This window comes from Pectobacterium sp. A5351 (assembly GCF_028335745.1).
Taxonomy (GTDB): Bacteria; Pseudomonadota; Gammaproteobacteria; order Enterobacterales; family Enterobacteriaceae; genus Pectobacterium.
In genome coordinates, this window is sequence record NZ_CP116477.1 from 1,261,699 (window position 1) to 1,287,074 (window position 25,376).

Below are 25,376 nucleotides of genomic sequence, written 5' to 3' on the forward strand. Positions count from 1 at the left end.
TGACCGCCCAGTCCCGTGATGCTTAACCGGCAAGCAGGCGTATTTACTGCAACGCGCGGCGTAGGATCCGACAGCCATAGCCTGACAGGTCGATAGACCCTGAAAGCGTACTACCGGTGGTCATTTCTTCGTAGGTGGCAGGCAGCGTGACCTGCTGCGGCGTTGCCGTGTAGTTCTGTACGAAGATAAATTCACTTTCCCCGTCATCGCGACGATGAGCGACAATCCCGTAAGGCAGGTCGGTCGGCAGCGCACGCGGCAAATCCAGCGCCTGTATTAGCGTGGTGAAGAAATCCCGCTGGAAGGCGAGGTCGTTGCGTGAGGCGATGTAATAGGCCTTACCCTCGCCGTAATCATTGACTGTAACGGCGGGACGCCCGGCATAGAAATCGCTGTCATAGGCCGCCAGCGCTCTCGCGCCCTCAAGGTGAATCAGTTCGCACAGGTGCGTGACCTGATACGGGCCGACCAGACGCTGCTCGTTACCGCTCAGGCCGCTGATGCTGTTGCTTTCATGATCGTACAGTCCGTCGATCTCTTCCGCCCAAATACCCATGATCGGGCGAAGCGGCCCAGGGAAACCGTTCAGATGACACAGATCGGTTTCGTTAACGACGCCAGACCAGTAGGTGGTGACGAAGCGGCCGCCTTGTTTGACGAAGGCATCGACGCGTTCGGCAAAGCCATCACGAACCATGTAGAGCATGGGGGCAATTACAAGCTGATAGCCGCTGAGATCGGCATCAGCATTGATGATGTCCACCGCGACGCCCTGTTCCCAAAACGTTCGATAATGCTCGGTGACGGTTTTTTCATAGAACAGCCCCGCGTTGCGTGGCCCTTGGGCGTTATCCATCGCCCAGCGGCTTTCCCAGTCGAAAATGATGGCGACCTTGGCGTCAACCCGACTCCCTGCCACGGGAGCGAGTTTGTTGAGTATGTCACCCAACTCCTGCACTTCACGTCCGACGCGGGTATCAATATGCCCGACATGATCGACCACGGCGCCGTGGAATTTCTCGACGGAACCGCGGCTCTTACGCCACTGGAAATACTGCACCGAGTCTGAACCGTGCGCGACGGCCTGAAGGGAAGACAGGATATGCATACCCGGTTTTTTCAGCTTGCTGATCGGCTGCCAGTTGGTCAGGCTCGGCGTGGACTCCATCAGGTAGAAAGGCTTTCCGCCTTTCAGCGTACGCATCAGGTCGTGATACATCGCGGTATAGGCGCCCAGCGTGCAGTCATCTTCCGCGTTATGCCACAGTGGGTAGCTGTCCCAGGAGATGAAGTCGATCACCTTCGCTAATTGCCAGTAGTCGTAATCATAGAAGTATTCCATGAAGTTCGTCGTGGTTGGCAGAGACGGATTTTCGGCTTTGAGCGGGGCAATTTCTGCGGCACAGAAATCACTGACCTGTGAGGTGTTAAAGCGTTTCCAGTCCAGATTCAGGCCGTGAATCGACACCTCACCGATAGGCGACGGGGGTTCTAGCTGTGACCAGTCGGTATAGGTGTGGCTCCAGAAGGTGCTCCACCATGCTTTATTCAGCGCGTCAATCGTACCGTAGCGGGCTTTCAGCCAGCTTTGGAAGGTGCTGCGACAGGTATCGCAGTGGCACTCGCCGCTGTATTCGTTGGAAATATGCCAGCCGATCACCGCAGGATGGTGCGAGTAGCGTTTTGCCAACTGGGTGTTCATCTGTTTTACTTTTTCGCGATAATTCGGCGAGCTCAGGCAGTGATTGTGGCGACCGCCGTGCAGCGCCCGTACGCGGTTGCTACCCACTCGCAGCACGTCGGGGTATTTCTGCGACAGCCAGGCCGGGCGCGCTCCGCTGGGCGTGGCCAGAAAAACGAAGATGCCGTTGGCATACAGCGTGTCGAGGAGGCTGTCCAGCCAGCCAAATTCGTAGCGACCTTCTTCCGGCTCAAGCCCGGACCAACTGAAAATCCCCACGGACATGACGTTGCACTGGGTCTGCTTCATCATTTCAATGTCTTTTTCCAGCACTTCTGGGTTATCCAGCCATTGGTCAGGGTTATAGTCAGCACCGTGCAGCAGAACAGGGACTTTGCTGCTTAGCGGGGGGAATTTGAACATCGTTCTCTCCTAAACGGGTTGTCAACGTGTTGAATACGGCTTACTTAAACGCTTTGATGGAAGGCAGGACGTTGCCTTTGCAGTCGAACAGCGCCTGATTTTCTCGCGCGTTGCCTTCTTTCCATTCGTCGTTGTTGTATTTCATACCGGCTTTCGTCGCCCAGGTTGCGCCGGGAGTAGGCAGCCAGATGGGCTCCCAATAGAAGATGCCTTTGCCGCGCTGATTGGGGACGTTGATGACGCTTTGCATCAAATCGTGCAGGTAATTGGCCTGACCCTGAACGGAAGCGGGGTAACCGCCAGCATCCAACTCTTTTTGCTGGAAGCTGTTTTCCGCGTTATCGCAGTTTTCCAACGTGTAAGCATAGGCGGCTTCCACCACGATGATGTCTTTATTGTAGCGTTTGGTGACGTCGTTCATGTTGTACTGCAACGCGCTGATGGGGCCGTTCCAGTAGGTGTAGAACGAGGCACCGATGACATCAAACGGCACATTACGTTTGACGATTTCATCGAACCACCAGATAAAGGTGTCGTTTTTGGTGCCTTCTGCCAGATGCAGCATGATTTTGACGTTGTTCGAACCTTGTACGTCCTTAACACCCTGAATACCGGCGTTCAGCAGCGCCGCGAGGCGATCGAACTCGCCGCCACCCTGGCCCCAGCTTTTTCCTTCCGGCCACAGCATGCCGCCGTTCAGTTCGTTACCGATTTGCACCATATCCGGCATGATGCCCGCTTTCTGGAATTCGCTAATCGTGGCTTTAGTGAAGTCATGTACGGCCGTGGTGAGCTTTGCCATGTCTAGGCCAGACCAGGCTTTAGGCTTGTTTTGGTGAGCCGGGTCGGTCCAGAAATCGCTGTAGTGGAAATCCAGCAGCACTTTCATGCCGTTCGCTTTGGCGCGTTTAGCCAGCGCCAGCGTGGTCGCCAGATCGTTGTTACCGCCGCCGTAACCGTTGCCTGCCGCATCTTTCGGATCGTTCCAGATGCGCAGGCGAATATAGTTAATGCCGTTCTCTTTCAGAATCAGCATGGCGTCTTTCTGTTTGCCATGCTCGTCATAAAATTTTCCGCCGTGCTTTTCCACCTCGCTCAGCATGGAAATATCCGCGCCCTTAATGAAGTCGGCAGGGACGTTCGTCAACTTATTGATTGTCACATTCTCAGCAGCATACAGGGCTTGCGGCAGGGAGAAGGTCAGCAGGCCCGTTGCGAGCATGGCAGCCATCAGTACGCGTTTTTTCATTTTCATTTTACGTTCCTGGAGTTGTACAGATGTTGAATAATTACCCTTTGGTCCCGCCTGACGTCAGGCCGGAGACAAAGTACTTTTGCAAGGAAAGATAAAGAATGGCGACCGGCACCGCGATCAGCACGGCGCCCGCGGCGTAGGTGGTGTAGCTCGCCCCCATTTTCTGTGCGACCAGGTTGTACAGCCCGATGGGGAGCGTGTATTGATCCGGCGTACGCAGAATGGTGCTGGAGAGAATGAAGTCGCCCAGCGGACCGGTAAATGAGAACAGGGCAATTACCGCGATGATCGGCTTGGACAGCGGCATAATGATCTCGATAAAAATGCGGAAGTTGCCTGCGCCGTCCATCCGTGCGGACTCATCCAGATCTTTGGGAATGGCATCCAGATAGCCTTTCATCAGGTAGGTATTCATCGGAATCATGCCGCCGACGTAAACCAGCACCAACGCAATATGGCTGTTCACCAGCCCTAACATCTGCGCCAGCACGAAGATGGCGATCAGTGCGGAGAACTGCGGGATCATCTGCAACAGCAGAAACAGCATCAACCCGTTCTGGCGACCGCGAAAGCGGAAGCGGGAGAAGGAATACGCGGTGAAACTGACGCTGACGAGCGTCAGAATCATGGTCAGGAAGCTGATTTTCATCGAGTTCCAGTACCAGGCGGCGTAGTCAATCTGGCCGTTAAACAGCTCCTCATAGTGAATAAAGGAGAAGTTATCCGGGATGATTGACGTGTTGAGCAGACTGCTGCCGGGATTCAACGACGCGCCTACCGTCCAGATCAGCGGATAAATAATGATGATGGCCACTATCGTCAGCAGCAGGTAGGTCAGGCCGAGTTTGATAAAATTCTGGCGTTTAACGCTGTGTTTTTTCATCTGCGCGCTTTCCTAGGCCATGTTGTCTTGTTTAAAGGAATTGGTGGCGCGGAACTGCCACAGCGCGATTCCCACGACAAAGATCGACAGCAGAATGGTAATGCTGGCTGCGATCGCATATTGGGAAGAAGACATAGTCAGTTTATAAATCCAGGACACCAGAATATCCGTTCCGCCCGCGTTGGAACCGATTACCGCCGGTCCACCGTTGTTGAACAGATAGATGATGTTGAAATTATTAAAGTTGAACGTGTACTGCGTGATGATGATGGGCGCAATGGAGTAGAGCACCAGCGGAAGCGTGATGGTGGTCAGCTTGTACCAACTGCTGGCGCCGTCAATCGTCGCGGCTTCGTACAAGTCGTCAGGAATCGCCTGTAAGACACCGGTGGTCATGGCGAACACAAACGGAAAGCCTAACCACGTTTGCATCAAAATCAGTGCGGTCTTGGTCCAGAACGGATCGGTCATCCACGCCTTGGGTTCAATCCCCAGCGCGGCCAGAATGCCGTTATTAATCACGCCAAACGTTTCATTAAACATCCCCGCGAAGACCAGAATGGTGACGAAACCCGGTACTGCCCACGGCAGGATCAGGATGGTGCGGATGAGCGGTTTGAAACGCAGGCCTTTCTGGTTCACCAGAATCGCCAGCAGGATGCCTACGGCGCACTGAAGCGTGGTCGCAATCAGCGTCCAAATAACCGTCCATTGCAGCACGTCAAAGAACGTCGATCGCCAGAGGTCGAGCCGGAAGATGTTGATAAAGTTCTTTATCCCGACCCAGTCGACCAGCTTGGCAGGGGGCGTGTGGTAGAGATCGTAATTGGTAAAGGCGATGGAGAAACCGAAAATAATCGGGAACACCACGACAAATACCAGCAGGATGAAGCCAGGCGTGATCATCAGATAAGGGAAGCCTTCGCTCAGCAGCATCTGATATTGCTTCTTCACGCTGTTCAGCGGCAGGCCTTTATCGCGTCGGGTGCCACACACATAGGCATCGCGCAGGCTGCAATAGTAAACACCGATGCCAAAAGCGGCGACGATCAGGCTGATAATGCCTTTTGCCAGCAGAAAAATAGAGTGATCGCGCGGCAGCTCGGTGCCCAGCGTAATCAGCCCCCACGCGCCGTCTCGCAGGAAATCATGGAATACGCTGATGAAGCAGACCATGACGATAAAGAAAAACGCGCCTTTGACGATCTGGCGGTTATAAATCTGCCCAAGGCCGGGGATGATCGCCAACAATACCGCTGTTCTGGCATGGCGACGTTCTCTCTCTTGTGGCGCAAGGCCGCTGGCGTTGACGGTCACATCTACCTCCATTTTCTTAAAAACATGGGTATCCCCACACCCCGAAATTTATTGGGGGATAAAGGAGGAAACCCATGTTGACCCACGGTGGAGCAGGGGGATTACTGGTTACTGTGGTTAGCTTCGATCTGCATTTTTATGACTTTCACGGCGGATTCCAGCGCCGCTTTGGTGTCCTGCTTGCCGGTCACGCTCAGCTGTAGCGCGCTGTTAGCGGGCGTCCAGACTTCCTGCATTTCCGGTACGCTTGGCATAGGGACGGCATAGCCGGATTGGATCGCGACAGCGCGGGATTTTTCGTCGTCCTTAATCAGCGGATCGTCAATCAGCGCGGCGATCGGTGGGATTTCACCTGTCAGTTGGAAGCGAACTTTGGCGTATTCAGGCTGATTGATGAATTCAATGAATTTCTGCGCTAGCTCTTTGTTTTTGGAGTAGGTAGAAATGCTGTAGCCTTTCACGCCCAGCAGCGAACGTGGATGCTCACCGTTTGGCAGCAGCGGCAGTGGTGCCACGCCATAGTTTACGCCGGCGTTCTTGTACGGCTGGAACGCCCACGGGCCGGTAATCACCGCCGCGGCCTTTTTCTCGGTAAACAGGGAATCGATGGCGTTAGCGCCGGTTTCACCGACGATGCCCGGTGGGAACAGGCCATCGGCATAGAATTTCTTGATGTAGTTCACCGCATCGATGGTGGCTGGCTTATCCAGACCGATATCTTTTACATTCGGTGAACCGTTGCTGTTCTGTCCGAAAATGTAGCCGCCCATTCCGGCGATGACGCCATAGGCGTAATAAATTTCATCAAATTTCGCCAGCAGGCCATAGCGGCCTTCTGCACGTTGCTGTTTGGAGAAGGTAAACAGGTCGTCGAATTTTTCCGGCGGCTGTGGCATCAGATCTTTGTTGTACACCAGCACGGTGGTTTCAACGGCTTTCGGCACGCCGTACAGCTTCCCGTTATAGGTCTGGGCTTCCAGAGCAGGTTTGGTGAAGCTTGATAGGAACGTCTGATCCAGTTTCAGTTCGCTAATCAACCCCTGGACGACGGCGGTACCCACCTGATCGTGCGGCATGACAATCACGTCCGGGCCGATACCCGCCGGGCCGTCCAGGCGGAGTTTCTCAATTTGCTGAGCGTAAGGCGTTTCCAGCACGTTGATTTTGACATTGTTCTGTTTTTCAAAGGCTTTGATCGCATCGGCGATACCGTCGGATTTCTTGATATCTTCCCATACCAGAAGTGTTTTATCGGCTGCCAGCGCTGATTTGCTGAGTACGCCAGTGATACCCAGTGAAATCATAATGACGGTGGTCAGTGTTTTCATTTTCATCATTAGTCCTCAAAGCCCTGGTGGGCCCATCATGGTCGGAAATCGTCGCGTACTCTGTTCTCTTTTGCCCTTTTTGCGGTCTCTGTGCGGTGTTGGTGTAACGTTACACCGCACCGCAGTACAAAACAGGAAGAGAGGCATCTGACGGTACGCGTTTTCTGGTTATCGTCTCTGTATAGCGGTTGGCGCTTTATTGCGCGTTTTCCACAATGTAGGGTAACGGTTACACCAGTTGCGATTACATTAAGCAGAGTGCGCCACGTCTGCCAGCGAAACATGTAAAGGCTGTGATCTCATGCACAAAAGTAACCCCCTGTTTGTGCAAGCGGTTACACCATGCTGTTATATTGGGATTATGACCAGCGTGCAGGTCAGCCTGGCCGGATGCGGACGCGTCTGGAAGGGCTGCCGAGCCATTTTGAGTGGGTGAGCACCAGGCTATCTCGACTCAACGCTTATATACTGAAAAGTAAAATTATCAAGAGGTTACCGTTATGGCATCTATCCAGTTGGATAAAGTGAGTAAGCATTTTGGCAAAACGATTACGCTTCACGATGTGAATCTGACGATTGCAGATGGTGAGTTTGCTGTTTTTGTCGGGCCGTCTGGCTGTGGTAAGTCGACGTTGCTGAGAATGATTGCCGGGCTGGAAGATGTCACAGGCGGTGAAATCATGATTGATGAGGCCGTGGTGAATGATGTTGCCCCTGCTCACCGTGGCGTGGCGATGGTGTTCCAGTCTTATGCGCTGTACCCGCACATGACCATCGCTGAGAATATGGGCTACGGCCTGCGCGTGAATGGTGTCCCGAAAGACCAGATTAAGCACCAGATCGAGATGGTGGCGAAGACGCTACAACTGTCTCACCTGTTGGAGCGCAAGCCGAAAGAGCTGTCCGGCGGCCAGCGCCAGCGTGTGGCGATCGGGCGCGCCATCGTACGTAATCCGAAAGTGTTCCTGTTTGATGAACCGCTGTCGAACCTGGATGCCGAGCTGCGTGTGGATATGCGGTTACATATTGCCAAGCTGCATCAGGAATTGAAAACGACGATGATCTACGTGACGCACGATCAGGTTGAGGCCATGACGCTGGCGGATAAAATCGTGGTCATGAACTATGGCAAAGTCGAGCAGGTTGGATCGCCGATGGCGCTTTATTATCATCCGGTTAACCAGTTTGTGGCGGGCTTTATCGGTTCGCCGAAAATGAACTTCCTGCCTGCGCAGGTGATCGACTGGACGCCGGAGAGCCTAACGGTGAATATTGCCGAACAGCTACAGCTTGAACTGCCGATTCGTACTGGCGAGCTGAGTGTTGGCAGCTCGGTAACGCTGGGGCTGCGGCCGGAACATGTGTCACCGGAAGGCGAGGGGATTCGCCTGTCGTTCGGCTGTGAGGTCGTCGAGCGTTTAGGTAACAGCACCTATCTGTTCGGCCAATGCTGTGGGATTGATAACTTCAAACTGCTGCTGGCGGGCGACAGCGCCTTCAAGCCTTATGAACATATCGAGGTCTTCTTCTCGCCCAGTAACTGTCTGGTGTTTAACGCCGATGGGTTGCGCATCAGCGCGTAGTAAGCGGCTGCATCGCTGAATCTCAATAGCTAAAATCCCTTCTAAACATAAACAGCGCCCTTAGCGGGCGCTGGCTTTGCTTCCGCTGTCTACGGCCTCTTGTAGAAACTGTTTTTCTTTATGCTGATGCGGTGTATGTGTTTCGTGCGTGTTAGGCATCTTATTTCTCTGTAACATCGTTACACGCCCGACAAGGCGCGCTCAATCGCCGCAGCGCCTTGACCACTGGCTTTTCGGCGTGATTCGCGCCGCTATGCGGTTCCTTCGGTGTTCATGTCCGCTGCTCGGACCGCCTGCGACGTGCTCCCAGCACGGCGCAGGCTTTCGCGGCGTCCATGCCGCTCATCCGACGGCCATGTACACCTCAGCGCGACTTTTTACGCCGATATAAGAAAAACAGTGAGTGCGTAGATATCGGAAACGGGAAAAGGCCTTCGGTAGAAGGCCTTTTGGGAAATGCCCGACGGGAATGATGAGCCCGCCGAGCTGAGGGTTAGTGCTGTATTACCACCAGGCTTCTGCCTGAATACCGAAGTTCACTGAATTGCTGCGATCGTCGTTGAAGCGGTTTTTGTTTTCGTTCCCGCCGTTCAGGTAAGAAACAAAGAAGCGCAGCTCTGGACGGGTCAGCATCGGAATATCAGCGCTGAAGGCGTGCGCCAGCGTGTATTTTTGGCCGCTGTATTTGCTTTCCGTGCCGCTCGTCCAGCTATCTTTTTTCTGATAAGCGCCCGCTTCCAGATAGGTTTTCTGGTTCTTGGTCCAGGCATATTGACCGCGCCCTACCGCAGACAGTAATTCCGTACTGTCGCGCCAGCGGCTGATTTCATCCGCTTTACCGTAGGTCAGAACATGGCTAAGGGAAATATTATCAGTGATTGGCAGGTCACCGGCCTGAATGACGCGGTAGCCTTTGGCGCTGTCATTGATGCTCCAGACGTCATACCAGCCGCCGCCCTGATCGACCATGTTGTGCGCCAGCCCTTTGTCGGCATATTGCAGCACCAGTTTCTGATTGGACTTGAGGCCAGAGAAGTAATGGCTGAGTTCACCCGTGATCATCATTGAGTTTTTAGGATCGAATTTTTGGCCTTCTGCGAGGAAGATATTTTTCTGTGTGTCCGCTTCATTCGGCATCGCGTAGGAGATACCGAATTCTGTCCACGCGCCGTCCCACGGCTTCCAGCCTGCATAGCGTGCATCCAGGAAGTTGATATTCAGGTCGTTGTAGGTGTCTATTCTGTCTTTACATGCTTGAGTGCTGGTGTCGCAGCCTAAGTTAATGTCCATGTTTTCTGCATCGGCGCGGATCCAGGCAAACGAGAACGCGCCTTCACCGGCTTTGACGTTTTCGATCCCGGCGCCCGCACCGGAGATATTCCAGTATTTGGTATCGATGATGTGCAAGTCATGGCGCTGGTAGTAACGTTTCCCCGCCCAGACTGTGGCGTCCGGCAACCCAGGTACAAAGCCTTTCGCTTTCAAATTAAACTGCTGCAAGCCGAATTCTGCATCATCATTTTTTGTGGATTCGTCACCATTTGAACTGTTCGACCACATGGATACCATGCTATCAACGTAAAACGTTTTCCCATTTTCGTTATACAGCTGCTGTCCTAATTGAATTTCACCGTAGGTGTCATCTTCGTTACCCAATCTTCCTACATACTGCTTATCGGCGGTCTGTTGTTTTCCGTGGTTTGATACACCCACGCCAGAACGGAAGTATCCTGAAAAATCAACGGAATAAGAAGGGGTTGCCAGCATTGCCAAACTCAGCGCAATGGACGTTGTCAGCAGTTTTCTTTTCATAATATACCTTTCGCTTATTCGGGTAAGAATGTGGATGTTCCAAATAACATGACGTGAACGGAGGTAAAACGTTTCCACTCATGGCGAGGGATTATGGGGGAATAAAACGGTGCGCGACATGATTGTTCTCACAAAATACAAAAGAGTTACACCAAAATTTACACTGAATTAACGATGTTACAGGTAGTGCTTTGCATATTTATTAGTCTTATTGTGATGTTACTCGCTAGGTAATGGTGTGTAACTGGTTACAAGTTTTGCCGGTATGCCTCAAATGCAGCATAAAATTTTTTTATAGCAGAATCGGAAACGTTGCATAAAAGATGTGACGCGATGCGGAGTAGGAAACGTTTCAGGAAAAGAGAGAAAGGATCCCTGAGGAAGAGAAATCGAAAAAAAGGGGATTCAGCAGCCTTATTTGCCTGATGCGAATGATACTGCATCAGGCAAGCGGCGTTGATAAGAGGTGGTTACTTCTTACGAGTTGGGGGGCTGACAGAATGGCGGCGTACCAGCGTCGGGCTAAACATATTCGTGGTTTCGCTAAGTTGTTTGCCGTGGGATAACGCGATGGCTAATTCTGCCGCCTGAATGGCCATGGCGGAAACCGGATAGTGTACGGTTGTCAGGCGAGGGCGAAGGTAACGGGCGATCAATACGTCATCAAACCCGACCACTGACATATCCTGCGGTACGCTGATGCTGTTGTCGCTTAGGACGGAAAGGGCGCCAGCAGCCATGGAATCGTTGTAGCACACCACCGCCGTCATATTGCCGCCTCGGCTCAGGAGCTCCATCATGGCGGACTCGCCGCCCACTTCGTCCGGTGATGCACGCGCAATGAGGCGTTCATCCCGTGGGATGCCGTGCTCTTGCAGCGCATCCATATAACCTTGCAGGCGATCGGCGGAGTCGGAAATTTGGTGATTAGAGCAGAGGAAACCGATCTTTTGGTGCCCTTCCTGAATTAAATGACGCGTTGCCAGCCAGGAACCATAGCGGTCATCGAGCGCAACACAGCGGCTTTCATAGCCGGGTAAGGTACGGTTGATAAGCACCATATCAGGAATGTGGCTCATCAACGCGGCCAGTTCTTCATCCGACAGCATTTTGGCATGCACGATCAGCCCCGCACAGCGGTGGCGAATCAACTGCTCAATGGCTTTCTTTTCCTGCTCGGCATTGTGATAGCCGTTGCCAATCAGTAAGAAGTTGCCCGTTGCCTGAGCAATTTGTTCGACAGACTTAACCATCGTCCCAAAAAAGGGATCGGAGACATCCGCAACAACCAGCCCCATGGTTTCTGCACTCTGGTGCGCGAGTGCTCTGGCATTGGCGTTCGGATGATATTGCAGTTCCGCCATGGCCTTGTGTACGGCTTCCCTTGAGGCGGTACTGGCTTTGGGCGAATTATTAATTACGCGCGAAACCGTAGCGACTGATACACCTGATAGACGAGCGACATCCTTTATTGTGGCCATTGGCATTCCTGAACGGTCAAATGCGCTGTGAGGCGAACCGCAGCCTAACGCAGAAGTTAAAAGAAAAAATCGATGACTTATATTTATAAATGTACAGGTTTTTGGGGGATGTTACCTATCCGACCTCCTTGCCTTTTTGATCCAGACCGTACTTATGTGATCGCTATCAACAATCATCGGTCATTTCTCTCTTCCAAAATACCATCCTGAGGTTTAAATTTAGGGTAACCGATTACACTTGTGCGATGACTAAACGATAGCTAACTATCGATATTTGGCTTCATAACAGCTATTTTATCCATAACATATAGTGAAACTGATTACATTTAGAGGGTTTTCTGGCTGTGTTTACAGGCTGGCCAGATGCCTCTTCCAGGCCGCTGACGGGCTGTTAGCGCCATACAATTGGCCGCGGATGGCGACGCCGTTGTACCGAATTTGTGTTTTGTATTGAGGAATAGCTTATGCAGTTTGAGCCAACTGAACATCCGCATCGTCGTTTTAACCCGCTGAAGGGCGAATGGATTCTGGTTTCTCCGCATCGTGCGAAGCGCCCCTGGCAGGGCCAGCAGGATGAACCGGATCGTTCCACGCCGCCGTCTTACGATCCGACCTGTTACCTGTGTGCGGGCAACAAACGTATTACTGGCGATATCAACCCGCACTATCAGGGCACCTTTGTTTTTACGAATGACTTTTCGGCACTGATGGAAGATACGCCGGATGCACCGTCGGGCGACGACGAGCTTTTCCGCGTTCAGCAAGCCCGTGGCGTCAGCCGCGTCATTTGCTTTTCTCCCGATCACAGTAAAAGCCTGCCGCAGCTTTCGCTGCCAGCGTTGAAAGCGGTGATTGATACGTGGAGCGATCAAACCGAGGAACTGGGCAAGCGATATCCGTGGGTTCAGGTCTTTGAGAATAAAGGGACGATGATGGGGTGCTCTAATCCCCATCCGCACGGGCAGGTTTGGGCTAACGATTTTCTGCCGAACGAAGTACAGCGTGAGGATGAGCAACAGCGAGACTATTTCTCCCGTCACGGTTCGCCGTTGCTGCTGGACTACGTTCGCCGCGAACAGGCTGACGGCTCGCGCATCGTGGTGGAAACGGATCACTGGTTAGCGGTGGTCCCTTATTGGGCGTCGTGGCCGTTTGAAACGCTGGTGTTGCCCAAGTTCGTCGTACAGCGGTTACCGCAGTTGAATGACGCTCAGCGTGACGATCTGGCGCTGCTCCTGAAAAAGCTGACCAGCCGTTATGACAACCTGTTCCAGTGCTCATTCCCCTATTCGATGGGGTGGCATGGCGCGCCATTTAAAGATGACGACATTGCGCACTGGCAACTGCATGCCCATTTTTATCCTCCGCTATTACGTTCCGCCAGCGTGCGCAAATTTATGGTCGGCTATGAAATGCTGGCTGAGGCACAGCGTGATCTGACGGCAGAGCAGGCCGCTGAACGTTTACGCAGCGTAAGTGATATCCATTTTCGTGAGCAAATTTGAGGTCATTTTATGAGCCGTATTGATTCTCTACGTCAGTTAACCGAGTCTGTTTTTGTCCGATTATTTGGCTATGCGCCGCATGCCGCTATCCAGGCGCCCGGCCGGGTCAACCTGATTGGTGAACACACCGACTATAATGATGGCTTTGTTTTGCCGTGTGCTATCGATTACCAGACGGTGGTCAGCGCTGCGGTGCGTCAGGATGGCATCGTGCGGGTAGTATCGGTGGATTTTGACAACCAGCAGGATGAGTTCGATCTTGCTAAAGCGATCGAGCCTCACCCGGAATATACCTGGGCTAACTATATCCGCGGCACGGTGAAGTTTTTGCTGGCGCGCGGCCTGCCGCTCAGCGGCATGGATATGGTGGTTTCCGGCAACGTGCCGTCTGGCGCAGGGCTAAGCTCATCGGCCTCGCTGGAAGTGGCGATCGGGCAAACGTTCAAAGAGCTGAATAATCTGGACATCAGCCAGTTGGATATCGCGTTAAATGGGCAGCAGGCAGAAAACGATTTTGTCGGCTGTAGCTGCGGCATTATGGATCAGTTTATTTCCGCTCAAGGGCGTGCGGGGCAAGCGATGTTGATCGACTGCCGCTCTCTGGAAGGGCGTGCGGTGCGTATGCTCGACGGCGTTGATGTTCTGATCGTGAATTCCAACGTGCGTCGTGGGCTGGTGGACAGCGAATACAATACGCGACGCCAGCAGTGTGAAACGGCAGCGCGTCACTTTAACGTCAAGGCGCTGCGTGATGTTTCCCTGTCGCAGTTTGAAGCGGGAATCGCGGGTCTGGATCCGGTGGCGGTTCGCCGCGCGCGCCACGTGATTACCGAGAACCGCCGCACGCTGGAAGCGGCCGATGCACTGGCGCGTCAGGATGCGCACCGTTTGTTCACGCTGATGGCGGAATCCCATGTCTCCATGCGCGAGGATTTTGAAATCACCGTGCCGCCGATCGATACACTGGTCGCGCTGATTCAGGATTATGTCGGCGAGCGGGGCGGTGTGCGCATGACTGGCGGTGGTTTCGGCGGCTGCATTGTCGCCCTTATCCCTTCAGCGCTGACTGACGAAGTCAAACAGGTGATTGAACGTGAATATCCGGCGCGCACCGGGCTTCAGCCGTCCATCTATCTGTGTCAGGCATCCGGCGGTGCCGGGCGCGTAAGCTAAGTTCTGGCTGGGGAAAGTGAGTAAAAAGGGCTTTGATTAAAGCCCTTTTTATATGGAATGCGTTTTACGCTGCATACGTTCAAGGCAGCAGAAACAGGGTTGCCAGCCCAAGAAAGATAAAGAAACCGCCGGTATCGGTAATGGCGGTAATCATGACACTGGAGCCGATGGCGGGATCGCGGCCGAGTTTCATCATAATCAGTGGAATCGCGACCCCCATCAGTGCAGCAAGCAGCAGATTCAGCAGAATCGCCAGCATCATCACGCCTCCCATTGCGGGGCTACCATAGAGCAGGAAGGTCACTACACCCATAATCGAGCCCCATATCACCCCGTTAACCAGCGCGACGCCGAGCTCTTTGAGCAGCAGGTACGATTTTTTACCATGTTCAAGCTGATGCAGCGCCAGTGCACGCACAATCATGGTGATCGTCTGGTTGCCGGTATTCCCGCCAATTCCCGCGACAATCGGCATCAACGTCGCCAGCGCCACCAAATGAGATAATGTGTGCTCAAACAGGCCGATAACCCGTGAGGCAATGAGCGCCGTGCAGAGATTGACGGCCAGCCATGCCCAACGATTGCGGAACGATTTATACACGGGAGCATAAACATCTTCAGAGGGCGTCAACCCCCCTGAACGCCGTAGATTACTATCGCTTTCCCGATTCACGACGTCGAGGATATCCTCAATCGTCAGGCGTCCCATGAGTTTTCCTTTGCTATCCACCACGGCGCTGGAGATTAAATCGTAACGCTCAAACGCCCCCGCGGCTTCTTCGACTTTATCTTCAGGCTGGAACCTCAGCGGCTGATCGTCCATGACGTCACCAACCTGTGTCTGAGGCGCGTGGAGCAGAATACTGGCCAGCGACAGCTCGCCAATCAGCGTATTTTTGCGATCGGTAACAAACAGTTTGTCGGTCGATTCAGGGATCGTTTTGCGATAGCGCAGGTAGCGCTGTACGGCTGCGAGCGTGACATCGGCGCGCACGGTGATGAGCTTGAAATCCATCATGTGCCCGAGGCAGTCTTCATCATAATTGATGGCGGCGCGTAGCTGCGCACGCTGCTTCGGCTCAAGCGAGGTCAGTATTCTGCCTAACAGGTGACGCGGAACGAGACGAGAGAGCTGAGCCTGTTCATCGACATCCAGTATTCGAACGGCTCTCAGGATTTCTTTATCCTGCATATCGCCGATCAGGTCGTCGGAAATGCTGTCGGAGGCCTCAATCAACACGCGACCGCGCTTCTCTATGGGGATCAGTCGCCAGAGCGCCAGACGCTCATCTTGCGGTAAAGATTCCAGTAAATCGGCAAGGTCAGCGGCGTGCAGCCCGATGATAAGCTCGCTGATTTCTGCGGTTTGGTCGAGCAGGATGCTTTTTTCACGCAGCCCGATTTTGTTACTTAATACGGCGTTGTCGCTTAACGGGGTATCATCGCGTTCTGTCACGCGCGGCTGTCGGTTGATGATGTCTTCAACCAGTTCCTTATTTTCCAACAGCAGAAGGGAGATGCGACGCCGGAGGTCGGTAAGTTTTTTTACACTCGACATAATGTTTTATGCTCGATCTGTTTTTTGTCCGTATTTTATTAAACGTAGCGCAAAATCAGTCGATTAAGAATAGGATTACTGGCGAATCGCAGTCTGAAAAACGTATTGATATCATCTGATTGATGAAAGCGGTGGCTGTGAATATTCGTACTGTCGATACCCTAAACAACTCGAGTTTCAAGATAAAATGTTAACGTGTTGAACAACGCAAAGCGTTGGCCCGCCAGGACGAGGCTCATTTATGTGACTCGTAATGTGGGAAGCAAAAGTCAAATTCGTTGGGAACAAATTTGACCAGCCAACGGCCGGCTTCCGGTGGAGACAGGGGGCTCTCATGTCATCCTGATGAACTTACTCAGGTAAATATTCGGGTGACTAGCAAACCTGCCAGAGGCAGATTTGAACGCTGTTTACAACGGCCCCAATAGGGCGATACTACGTGAGTGGGCCGAGTAACGTAGCCAACGCACGTGTAACTTGAAGTATGACGGGTATAGCCTGAATGGATGATGACACAGGCATGAATGACAGGCACGAGAACACAAAGACAATAAGCCCGATAAAGAAAAGTAGACGACTATGAAGAGCGGATGGGGTAGATGCTACTCTTTTTGACTGACGAGTACGTTAGTGGGGAGCAGTAATTGTTCAGCTTGCTGCTGTTTGTTTTGATGGTGGTCAAACGCGGTGATGGTGGAGTAAGCAAAGCGACCTAAAAGAATCATGAAGCTGATGAGCAAAACGGCACGTGCTATCCGGGAGCCACTTCGTCGTGGGCGTATTGATAAGCGTCGTCTGTGGGTAAGCGTGGACATTACCGATGAATCCTTTGTGAAAGCGAACATTCGCTGTTGTTTATTTAGGCACAAGCAGTAGGAGAGGTCAATCTGTCGCAGTGAAAAAAATGATGACCGATCCGGTTTTCGCACGTTCGGTGCAAGGAAAGAGGGGGCAGGAACAAGCGTGACGAGGGGGAGAGCGTCAGAGGGGATAGCAAGTGGCATCAAAAACCCGCTCAAACCACAGCGGGTAAGCGGGTTGTGTGGTGCAAAGGTATCACGCCGTGGTATTAACGTTACGCCCAATCGCCGGATTAGCTGGCAGAGGCGGCAACGCCTGTAAAAGACCAACAGCAACGGCTTCTTGGTTATCGAGCGCTTTTTTCATCACCAGTGTACTGGCCTCACTACTGGTTCGCAGGTTAGTGAGATCGGTCGCGAGTGATGCAATCTGTGATACATCCATTTTACTCTCCTCATAGCTGAGTGGGATTCCTATCCGACGGAAAGCAAACGTGCCGTCCCGCCGAAGTGGTATGATGTTGGTGAAACTCTCGCCAGCCATCATTTTGGTATCGGCGCTATCCCTGTAAACTTTACGTTAACTGGATGTCAGCGGCCAGCCTGAGTACACGATTTTGCGTTACTATTTCGTGCCTGCATTACCCGACAACATTTCCAACAATCAGGCTTTTTCTTCCTCAATCATCAACTTCCAACCGGTGACGTCCTGCCAATATTCCTGTTCCCGTTCCAAATCGAGCTGTACCAGCGTGTTGTTGGTAAAGAAGTCGTGTGGGAAGGTCAACGTCCAGTAGTTATCATCGGTATGCAACCGTAAGAATTCCGGCGTTGTCGTCGCCTGACGCTGGTTGTTCAACAGTGTGGCAAGGCGTAAAAGTTGCACCAGTGGCAAATACTGTTTCTTTTTGAACAGGTTCAACCGCGGCAACTCTTCCAGTTTGATCGCCTTACGGTGCAGCCGCACGATCATCGACAGCACAAGCTGCTGTTCCTGATTGAAGCCGGGTAGGTTGGTATTTTGCAGAATGTAGGCGGAATGGCGGTGCATGCCGCTATGATTAATGCCCAATCCGACCTCATGCAGCATGGAAGCCCAGTTTAAGATGGCTTCCAACTGTGGGTGCACCAGATTAGGATTCTGTTCTGCCCATTGCGCATAAAGCTGCTGCGTGGTTTCCCGCACGCGTCGCGCCTGCTCGCGGTCGATATTGTAATGGGTCGCCAGACTCTGCGCGGTACGGATGCGAATATCCTGATGGCGGAAACGGCCTTCCATTTCGTACAGCACGCCTTCGCGCAGTGCACCATCGGACAGGCGTAGTTCTTTGATCGCCAGCGCATCGAAAATGCCACACAAAATAGCCAGACCGGGCACCAGCACCGACTGACGATCTTCGGACAGACCCGGTAGGCTCAGTGATTTGAAATGCTTAAACTGCAAGATCTGCGTGCGTAGCATTTCCAGTCGTTCGGGGGTAATCAGACCGTCTTTTTCTCCCATCTCCACGAGAATTTCGTGCGTGGCTTTGATCGTCCCAGACGCGCCGAGGGCGAATTTCCAGCCGTATATACGGTATTCCCAGGACAGTGTCTCCAGCTTTTGCGCCGCGGCCAGTCGGGCGCGCTTGAAGTTGGCTTCGCTGATTTCACCGTTCGGGAAAAACTGCTGTGCAAAGCTAACGCAACCCATACGACGGCTTTCCACCAGCATCGGCTCGAAATCTTCACCGATAACCAGCTCGGTAGAACCGCCGCCGATATCGATGACCAGCTTACGGCCTTTTTCCGGCTGCGTATGCTCCACGCCCATAAAGATCAGACGGGCTTCTTCGTGGCCGGAAATGATCTCTATCGGATAGGGGATGATATCCGCCGCGCGGCGCAAAAATTCCTGCGCGTTGACCGCCTGACGCAGCGCGTGCGTGCCGACGATGGACACGTTCACGGCGGGGAAGCCTTGCAGGCGTTCAGCAAACAGCGCGAGACAGCTCAGGCCGCGTTGAATGGCCTCTTCGCTGAGTACATTTTTGTTGTCCAGCCCGTCGGCCAGATGTACCCGCTGTTTTAAACGCCCCAATACCTGAAGCGCACCGTTTACCACGCGTGCGATCACCATGTGAAAACTATTGGAACCCAGGTCGATGGCCGCGAATTCTTGCGGCTTCATCTCGGTTTTTTCATTGTTCGTTAACGGCATTATTCAGGCTTATCTCCAGGTTGCTCCAACGCCTTGATGTAGTCGTAAATGGCATTTTGCGCGCGTACTTTACGCTTGTTGCCGCGGGATACATAGCGGTTGCTCGATTCTTTATCAACGACACGGGCTTTCACCGTATCGCTGAACAAGATATCCAGCGTTTCCAGCACGCGGTTTTTCAACGTGGGGTCGAGAATTTCCACTGCAACTTCAATGCGATAATCAATGTTGCGTGTCATCCAGTCTGCGGAAGAAAGGTAGACTTTCTTGTCCCCGCCGTTGTTGAAGACATACACCCGATCGTGTTCCAGATAGCGGTCAAGAATACTGATGACCTGAATATTTTCACTGATCCCCGGTAAATTAGGAATGAGTGAGCACATGCCGCGCACCAGCAGATTAATTTTCACGCCCGCAGAGGAAGCCTGATACAGCTTTTCCGCCAGCCCCTTATCCACCAGATTATTTACCTTAAGCGTAATGCCTGCATCACGGTTCGCCAGCGCGTTCTCGATCTCGATATCGATCAGTTGGTAGAGCTTGTCGCGGGAGTTTTGCGGCGACACCAGCAAATGTTCGAAGCTAACCGGACGGTAGGGGTTTTCAATGAAGTTGAAGACGCGGCGCACTTCGTTGGTAATACGTTCGTCGGCGGTCAGCAGCGAGTAGTCCGTATACAGGCGGGCGGTTTTCTCGTTGAAGTTACCGGTACCGATGTGCGCGTAACGCACAATGTTTTCCCCCTCGCGGCGGGAAATCAGGAACAGCTTGGCGTGAATCTTCAACCCTGGCACCGAGAAAATCACGTGCACGCCGGCTTCCGTCAGGCGCTTGGCCCAATGAATGTTGGCTTCTTCGTCAAAGCGTGCCTGTAGCTCGACCACAACCGTCACTTTCTTACCGTTGTGTGCCGCATGGATCATTGAATTAATGATGCGCGAGTCTTTGGCGACGCGGTAAATATTGATTTTGATGGATAGCACATTGGGGTCGAAAGAGGCTTGTCGCAGCAGTTCCAATACGTGCTCGAAGGTGTGGTACGGATAATAGAGCAGCACGTCGCGCTCACGGATCGCATCAAACCCATTGCGAAAATGGTTGAATCCGGTGTGTCGCAGACGTGGCAACGGTTTGTTGACCAGATTGGCGCGGCCGACGTTCGGGAAAGAGATAAAGTCTTTGAAATTATGATAACGCCCGCCGGGGATAACGGAATCATAAGAAGAGATCCCCAGTTTATCGAGTAGCATGGCGACCATCGCATCCGGCATGTCGCGCTGATAGACGAATCTCACCGGCTCGGCAGTCAGACGCTGCTTCAGGCTGGAAGACATCAGCTCCAGCAGACTGGATTCCATTTCCGTCACCAGATCGTATTCCGCATCGCGCGTCATCTTCATGGAGTACGCGTTCAGTGCATCATAATCAAAGAAGCCCTTGAAGATATCATCCAGACAGTAACGCAGAATGTTATCGATGAGGATCATGGTCTTACGACGGCGCGGCGCTTCCGCTGGCAGGTTGACAAAGCGCGGTATTTTATCCGAAGGAATTTCCAGCAGGGCGTAACTGATCTCATCGCCACGAATAATTTCGACGGCAAGATAGGTATAGTTATCTTTCAGGAACTCCACCAGATCGGTTTCGTCAAAGATCAGTATTGGCGTGATATGCGGGCGCAGATATTGCCGGAAGTAATCTCTCAGCCACTCTTGCTGATTAGGGGAAACCTGACGCTCATTGACCAGAAAAATCTGGTTACGCGCCATCTCCAGCAGCAGTTCGTTGTACAGGCTATCAAAGATTTGATCGGTTTTGAGAACACGCGCCTGAATTTTGCCTAAAAGATGTCGCAGATTGCCGTCCAGACCTTGCTCTTCGTTAATCAGAATGCGTCTTTTCAAATCGGCAAAACGGACTTTATAAAATTCATCAAGGTTGCTGGAGTAGATGCCCAGAAAGCGCATGCGTTCGATTAACGGATTGCTTTTATCTGCTGCTTCCTGAAGTACTCGCTCATTAAAGGATAACCAACTTAATTCTTTCTCTATGTAGAGTTTGTCCTGACCCATTGTCACTCCGCTCAACTCATGTACTGAAGGTTCATCCAATATTCATACCCTTCCTTTGTGGAGATAGGGTACAACAACATTATGGCGTGTTGATGACGATACCCGTCATATTTCGAGCCGTCTGTACGTTGGCTACCCCAAAATACTCGGCCCATCCTAGGCCTCGCCCTAAAGGGCCGCTGCAAGCAGCGTTCAAATCTGCTCCCGGCAGATTTGTCACCCCAGTCACTTACTAAAGTAAGCTCCTGGGGACTCCATCGGTTGCCGCATTACAAGGCTCATTCATGAGCCTTGCCCTAAAGGGTCAACGCTAAAGCGTTGCTCAAAACGCTAACGTTTTGTCATACGGCTGGAACTATTTAGGGTATAAAATCTAATTCATAGACAGACTTACCATTGTCATATTATGGGCGTAAAGGCAACATATGCTACCCGCAATACCTTAACAACACGACTCTGGCAGCTTCACTCTAACGGCGAGAATAATGGTAAAAACAGTCAACACATCACAGTATCGGGATCGTCGACGAGCGTGGGTAGATCGTTTGGTTCACCGCATTGTGGCGGGCAGCGGGCTGCTGGTGCTGGCTATGCTGTTGTTAATCTTCTTTTATCTCCTGTATGTGGTGACGCCACTGTTCCTCTCCCCCACGGTTAACAGCCAAAAAACGGTGCAGCGCCACGGTACAGAACCGTCGCTGGCGTTGGGACTTAGCGACAACGGGCAGATTGGATTTCGTATCGACCGTCAGGGCTATGGGGAGTTTATTCCGTTTGCGGAAAACCAGCCTATGTCGCGCATTCGGCTGATTCCTGCGCTGAGTTTAGTGGCGCAAAGTCAGGGAGAGCGACAGACTTACGCCCTGAGCCAGCCCGATGGCCGCTTAGTTTTCGTGCAGCCCGTGTTATCGCGTACGGAAAACCGTTCTCCCGTCTGGGTTTATCCGCTCGGTGAACAGCCCTATTCGCTTGGGTTGCCTGCGCAGCCGTTGCGCCATCTGGCGGTGGCGGCGGTGGACGAAACGCATGCCGTTGTTGCGGCTATCGGGCAGGAAAATGCGTTGATTATTGCCGATGTTGATGAAAACGGCGTGCGGCAACGGGCACAGATTACACTTCCGGCTGGCGCGGTTAGCCAACTGCTGCTGACGCCAGACGGACAGCAGGTGTATTTGCTCAGCGGCAACACATTAACGCTGTGGCAGATGGAAGCAAACGCGCTGGCGCTGCGGGAAGAGCGGCAATTGCAGCTGGCGGAACCGTTGCATCTGGCGCTGCTGTCCGGCGGTCGGTCGTTGTTGGTACAAACCGCCGACGGGCAGATTAGCCAATGGTTTGAGGTGCCGAGCGACAAGGGCGCGACGCTGACAGAGATTCGCCAGTTTCCGCATGTTGCGGGGGAATCGGTGCTGTTGGCAACGGAGGCGCAGCGGCGAGTCTTCGCCACATTGAATGCACAGGGTGAACTGTCGCTGTTTGCCAGCAAGCAGTCGCATGCGCTGCTGACGCAGACGTTGCCGGCTCATGCGCAGGGACTGGCATTTTCGCCGCACGGATCTGCCATGCTGGTTGAAACGGCGCAGGGGTGGCATCGTTATCAGGTTGATAACCCGTATCCCGATATCGGCTGGCGCGGGCTGTGGCAAAAATTGTGGTATGAGAATTACCCAGAGCCTGCCTATATCTGGCAATCCACGTCTGCGGATGACAGTTATCAGGCCAAATTCAGTATGATGCCGCTGATGCTGGGTACGATGAAAGCGGCGATTTACGCCATGCTGTTTGCTACGCCGTTGGCGCTGTCCGCCGCGATTTACACCGCCTGCTTTATGTCGCCGACGCTACGACGCTGGATAAAACCCACGCTGGAAATCATGGGCGCGCTGCCGACGGTCGTCGTTGGCTTGATTGCCGCCATCTGGCTGGCCCCGCATTTTGCGACGTATCTGTCCGCCATTCTGATTATGCCGATGTTATGGATGCTGGCGGTGCTCGGTTGCGGCTGGCTGATTGAGTGCCTGCCGACGCGCTGGCGCGTCCGTTTCCCTGCGGGCTGGGACGTGCTATTCCTCATCCCCACGATCTTGCTGACATTTGTGATCGGCTGTTGGCTTGCACCACGGATGGAGATCTGGGTGCTGGGGCAGCCGCTGTACCAGTGGCTGGGTGATGATTTTGTGCAACGCAATACGCTGGTGGCGGGCGTTGCTCTCGGTTTCGCGCTGATCCCGCTGATTTTTTCGTTGGCAGAGGATGCCTTGTTCAGCGTACCGGCTCGTTTAAGTCAGGGATCGTTAGCGCTGGGCGCGACGGCGTGGCAAACCCTGTGGCGCGTCGTGCTGCCGTCTGCCAGTGCCGGGATTTTCGCCGCGCTGATGCTAAGTTTTGGCCGTGCCGTGGGGGAAACCATGATTGTGCTGATGGCGACGGGCAACACGCCGATTATGGATGAAAGCCTGCTTCAGGGCTTGCGTTCGCTGGCGGCGAATATTGCCATCGAAATGCCGGAAGCCGTGACGAATAGCGGTCACTATCGGGTGTTGTTTTTAACGGCATTAACGCTGTTTGTGTTCACATTCATCGTGAATACGCTGGCTGAAACTATCCGGCAGCGTTTACGTCAACGCTACCGTGACGAAGGAGAAAACGCGTGAAGCGCTGGTTCCGTTCGGGAAGGCCCTGGGTATGGCTGACCGCATCGTCCATTTCCATTAGCCTGCTGGCGATGCTGGCAATCATCGTGCTGCTGGCGGGGCAGGGGATGCGCTATTTGTGGCCGCAGCCTGTCTGGTTGCTGACATTACAGCCGGAACAGGGTGTGCAGCGCGCGCTAATGGGGGAAATTTATGCCGAGCAGACGTTTTCACCCCAACAGTTGGAACAGGCTGATTTAACCTCTGCGTCTGGGGAAACTGAAACACGCTATTTGATTAAGATTGGCCAGCGTGAAATTCATGGTCAAAGTTTTCGTTCGTTGCTGTCACGCGACATTGTCCGTTTTGATAAACCTGCCGACATTCTGGTGTTAAAGCGAACCAACAACGGCACCGCCTATGGTTACCTTGCCGGCATGTTGGAGGGGGAACAGCCGCTGGTGGCGACGGATCTCCCGGCGACCTTACAGCATCGCGTCGAGCAGGTGCAGGGGTTGCTCACGAAGGCGCAGGCCATCCGTATGGGGGAAATGGCGAAGATCAACCAGCAGTTTGAAGCGCTACGGCTGGAGGAGAAAAAGCGGCAGCAGACCCGAACGTTGGATAATCAGGCGCTGGCTCGTCTTCAGGCTGAACGTATTGAGCTGCAACATCGTTTTGATGAGCTGTCGCGTCAATTAACTGCACTCAATCTGGACATTAATCGCGATACCGTCCAGCTACGGGATGCGAACGGCAACATTCATCTTATTCCGCTCAGAGACATTGAGCAGGCCTGGTATCCGAATGCGATGAACCTGTGGAAAAAAGTCAGCCACTGGGGCAGTCAGGCAAAATATATGCTGGCGCACTACTCGCCGGATAGCAACAGCGCAGGCCACCTTTTCCCTGCCATCTTTGGCACCGTTTTGATGGTGGTGCTGATGTCTATTGTGGTGATGCCACTGGGCGTGATCGCTGCGGTTTATCTGCATGAATACGCAGGGAAAAATAGCCTAACGCGCTGGGTGCGGATTGCCGTGGTCAATCTGGCTGGGGTACCTTCCATTGTTTACGGGGTGTTTGGGTTAGGTTTTTTGGTTTATCTCATCGGCGGCACGCTGGATCAGTTGTTCTATGCTGAAGCGCTGCCGAATCCGACATTTGGTACGCCGGGGCTGTTGTGGGCATCGCTGACGCTGGCGTTGCTGACGCTGCCGGTGGTGGTGGTGGCGACGGAGGAAGGACTTTCACGTATCCCGATGTCAGTACGCCACGGCTCACTGGCGTTAGGCGCTACCAAAGCTGAAACGCTGTGGCACGTCGTGCTGCCGATGGCGGTTCCCGCGATGATGACCGGTTTAATCCTCGCTGTGGCGCGTGCCGCAGGGGAAACTGCACCGCTGATGTTGGTCGGCGTGGTGAAGTCGGTGCCAGTCTTACCGGTTGATGATATTTTCCCTTATCTGCATCTTGAGCGAAAATTTATGCATCTGGGATTCCAGATTTACGATCTGGCGTTCCAAAGCCCGGACGTGGAAGCCGCCAGGCCGCTGGTATACATTACTGCGCTGCTGCTGGTGTTGATTGTCGTTGGGTTGAACCTTGCGGCGATTGGCATCCGCCACGTTCTGCGTGAGAAATATCGTTCGTTATCACTTTGAAAGTAGGA

General features: G+C 53.1%; 17 protein-coding genes. 5 read left to right on the forward strand and 12 right to left on the reverse strand.

Going from position 1 to position 25,376, the window contains the following annotated elements; translation table 11 throughout:
- Nucleotides 1-43: 43 nt before the first annotated feature.
- From O1Q74_RS05960 to O1Q74_RS05980, 5 genes are all read right to left on the reverse strand, one after another.
- Complete coding sequence (locus O1Q74_RS05960; RefSeq protein ID WP_271877035.1) at nucleotides 44-2,104, reverse strand: beta-galactosidase; 2,061 nt, start codon at nucleotides 2,102-2,104, stop codon at nucleotides 44-46.
- A 40-nt stretch (nucleotides 2,105-2,144) separates the two neighbouring features.
- A complete protein-coding gene (locus O1Q74_RS05965) occupies nucleotides 2,145-3,359 on the reverse strand; it encodes a glycoside hydrolase family 53 protein (protein WP_442953128.1) in 1,215 nt (404 codons plus the stop codon).
- A gap of 34 nt (nucleotides 3,360-3,393) precedes the next feature.
- Entirely contained in the window at nucleotides 3,394-4,242 is an 849-nt protein-coding gene (locus O1Q74_RS05970) for a sugar ABC transporter permease (RefSeq protein ID WP_181829074.1), read from the reverse strand.
- A 12-nt stretch (nucleotides 4,243-4,254) separates the two neighbouring features.
- Nucleotides 4,255-5,571, reverse strand: a complete 1,317-nt coding sequence (locus O1Q74_RS05975; protein ID WP_271877041.1) for a carbohydrate ABC transporter permease — start codon at nucleotides 5,569-5,571, stop codon at nucleotides 4,255-4,257.
- 89 nt (nucleotides 5,572-5,660) lie between these two features.
- Nucleotides 5,661-6,893 (reverse strand): extracellular solute-binding protein, encoded by a 1,233-nt coding sequence (locus tag O1Q74_RS05980; protein WP_271878778.1) that lies wholly within the window; start codon nucleotides 6,891-6,893, stop codon nucleotides 5,661-5,663.
- A 494-nt stretch (nucleotides 6,894-7,387) separates the two neighbouring features.
- Here O1Q74_RS05980 and O1Q74_RS05985 point away from each other — a divergent pair, with 494 nt between their 5' ends.
- A complete protein-coding gene (locus O1Q74_RS05985) occupies nucleotides 7,388-8,470 on the forward strand; it encodes an ABC transporter ATP-binding protein (RefSeq protein WP_271877043.1) in 1,083 nt (360 codons plus the stop codon).
- A 504-nt stretch (nucleotides 8,471-8,974) separates the two neighbouring features.
- Here O1Q74_RS05985 and O1Q74_RS05990 read toward each other — a convergent pair.
- Nucleotides 8,975-10,282 carry a maltoporin gene (locus O1Q74_RS05990; protein WP_271877046.1) on the reverse strand — a complete coding sequence of 436 codons (1,308 nt, stop codon included), beginning with the start codon at nucleotides 10,280-10,282 and terminating at the stop codon, nucleotides 8,975-8,977.
- 470 nt (nucleotides 10,283-10,752) lie between these two features.
- The gene (gene galR / locus O1Q74_RS05995) at nucleotides 10,753-11,763 is read right to left on the reverse strand and encodes an HTH-type transcriptional regulator GalR (protein WP_271877049.1); all 1,011 of its coding nucleotides are present in this window, start codon (nucleotides 11,761-11,763) and stop codon (nucleotides 10,753-10,755) included.
- Nucleotides 11,764-12,227: 464 nt separating this feature from the next.
- On the opposite strand from galR, the gene galT reads away from it, so the two are divergent.
- Together galT and galK are read left to right on the forward strand one after the other, a co-directional pair.
- Complete coding sequence (gene galT, locus O1Q74_RS06000; RefSeq protein WP_271877052.1) at nucleotides 12,228-13,268, forward strand: galactose-1-phosphate uridylyltransferase; 1,041 nt, start codon at nucleotides 12,228-12,230, stop codon at nucleotides 13,266-13,268.
- A gap of 9 nt (nucleotides 13,269-13,277) precedes the next feature.
- Nucleotides 13,278-14,441, forward strand: a complete 1,164-nt coding sequence (gene galK / locus O1Q74_RS06005) for a galactokinase (RefSeq protein WP_271877055.1) — start codon at nucleotides 13,278-13,280, stop codon at nucleotides 14,439-14,441.
- Between the two features lie 79 nt (nucleotides 14,442-14,520).
- Here galK and mgtE read toward each other — a convergent pair whose 3' ends face one another.
- The 5 genes from mgtE to ppk1 all read right to left on the reverse strand — a co-directional run bounded on the left by mgtE (nucleotide 14,521) and on the right by ppk1 (nucleotide 21,071).
- Complete coding sequence (mgtE, locus tag O1Q74_RS06010) at nucleotides 14,521-15,999, reverse strand: magnesium transporter (RefSeq protein WP_271877058.1); 1,479 nt, start codon at nucleotides 15,997-15,999, stop codon at nucleotides 14,521-14,523.
- Between the two features lie 602 nt (nucleotides 16,000-16,601).
- Complete coding sequence (locus O1Q74_RS06015) at nucleotides 16,602-16,814, reverse strand: YfgG family protein (protein WP_271877061.1); 213 nt, start codon at nucleotides 16,812-16,814, stop codon at nucleotides 16,602-16,604.
- Nucleotides 16,815-17,055: 241 nt separating this feature from the next.
- Nucleotides 17,056-17,244: a YjfB family protein gene (locus tag O1Q74_RS06020; protein ID WP_271877064.1), complete on the reverse strand. Its 189-nt coding sequence runs from the start codon at nucleotides 17,242-17,244 to the stop codon at nucleotides 17,056-17,058.
- A 219-nt stretch (nucleotides 17,245-17,463) separates the two neighbouring features.
- Nucleotides 17,464-18,999 carry an exopolyphosphatase gene (ppx, locus tag O1Q74_RS06025; protein WP_271877066.1) on the reverse strand — a complete coding sequence of 512 codons (1,536 nt, stop codon included), beginning with the start codon at nucleotides 18,997-18,999 and terminating at the stop codon, nucleotides 17,464-17,466.
- Nucleotides 18,999-21,071 (reverse strand): polyphosphate kinase 1, encoded by a 2,073-nt coding sequence (gene ppk1, locus O1Q74_RS06030; protein WP_271878779.1) that lies wholly within the window; start codon nucleotides 21,069-21,071, stop codon nucleotides 18,999-19,001. The genes ppx and ppk1 overlap by 1 nt, the downstream gene beginning before the upstream one ends.
- 485 nt (nucleotides 21,072-21,556) lie before the next feature.
- Between ppk1 and O1Q74_RS06035 the strand changes: the two genes are divergently transcribed.
- Together O1Q74_RS06035 and pstA are read left to right on the forward strand one after the other, a co-directional pair.
- Nucleotides 21,557-23,725, forward strand: a complete 2,169-nt coding sequence (locus O1Q74_RS06035) for an ABC transporter permease subunit (protein WP_271877069.1) — start codon at nucleotides 21,557-21,559, stop codon at nucleotides 23,723-23,725.
- Nucleotides 23,722-25,368, forward strand: coding sequence for a phosphate ABC transporter permease PstA (gene pstA / locus O1Q74_RS06040; RefSeq protein WP_271877071.1), 1,647 nt, complete (start codon nucleotides 23,722-23,724; stop codon nucleotides 25,366-25,368). The genes O1Q74_RS06035 and pstA overlap by 4 nt, the downstream gene beginning before the upstream one ends.
- Nucleotides 25,369-25,376: the final 8 nt, after the last annotated feature.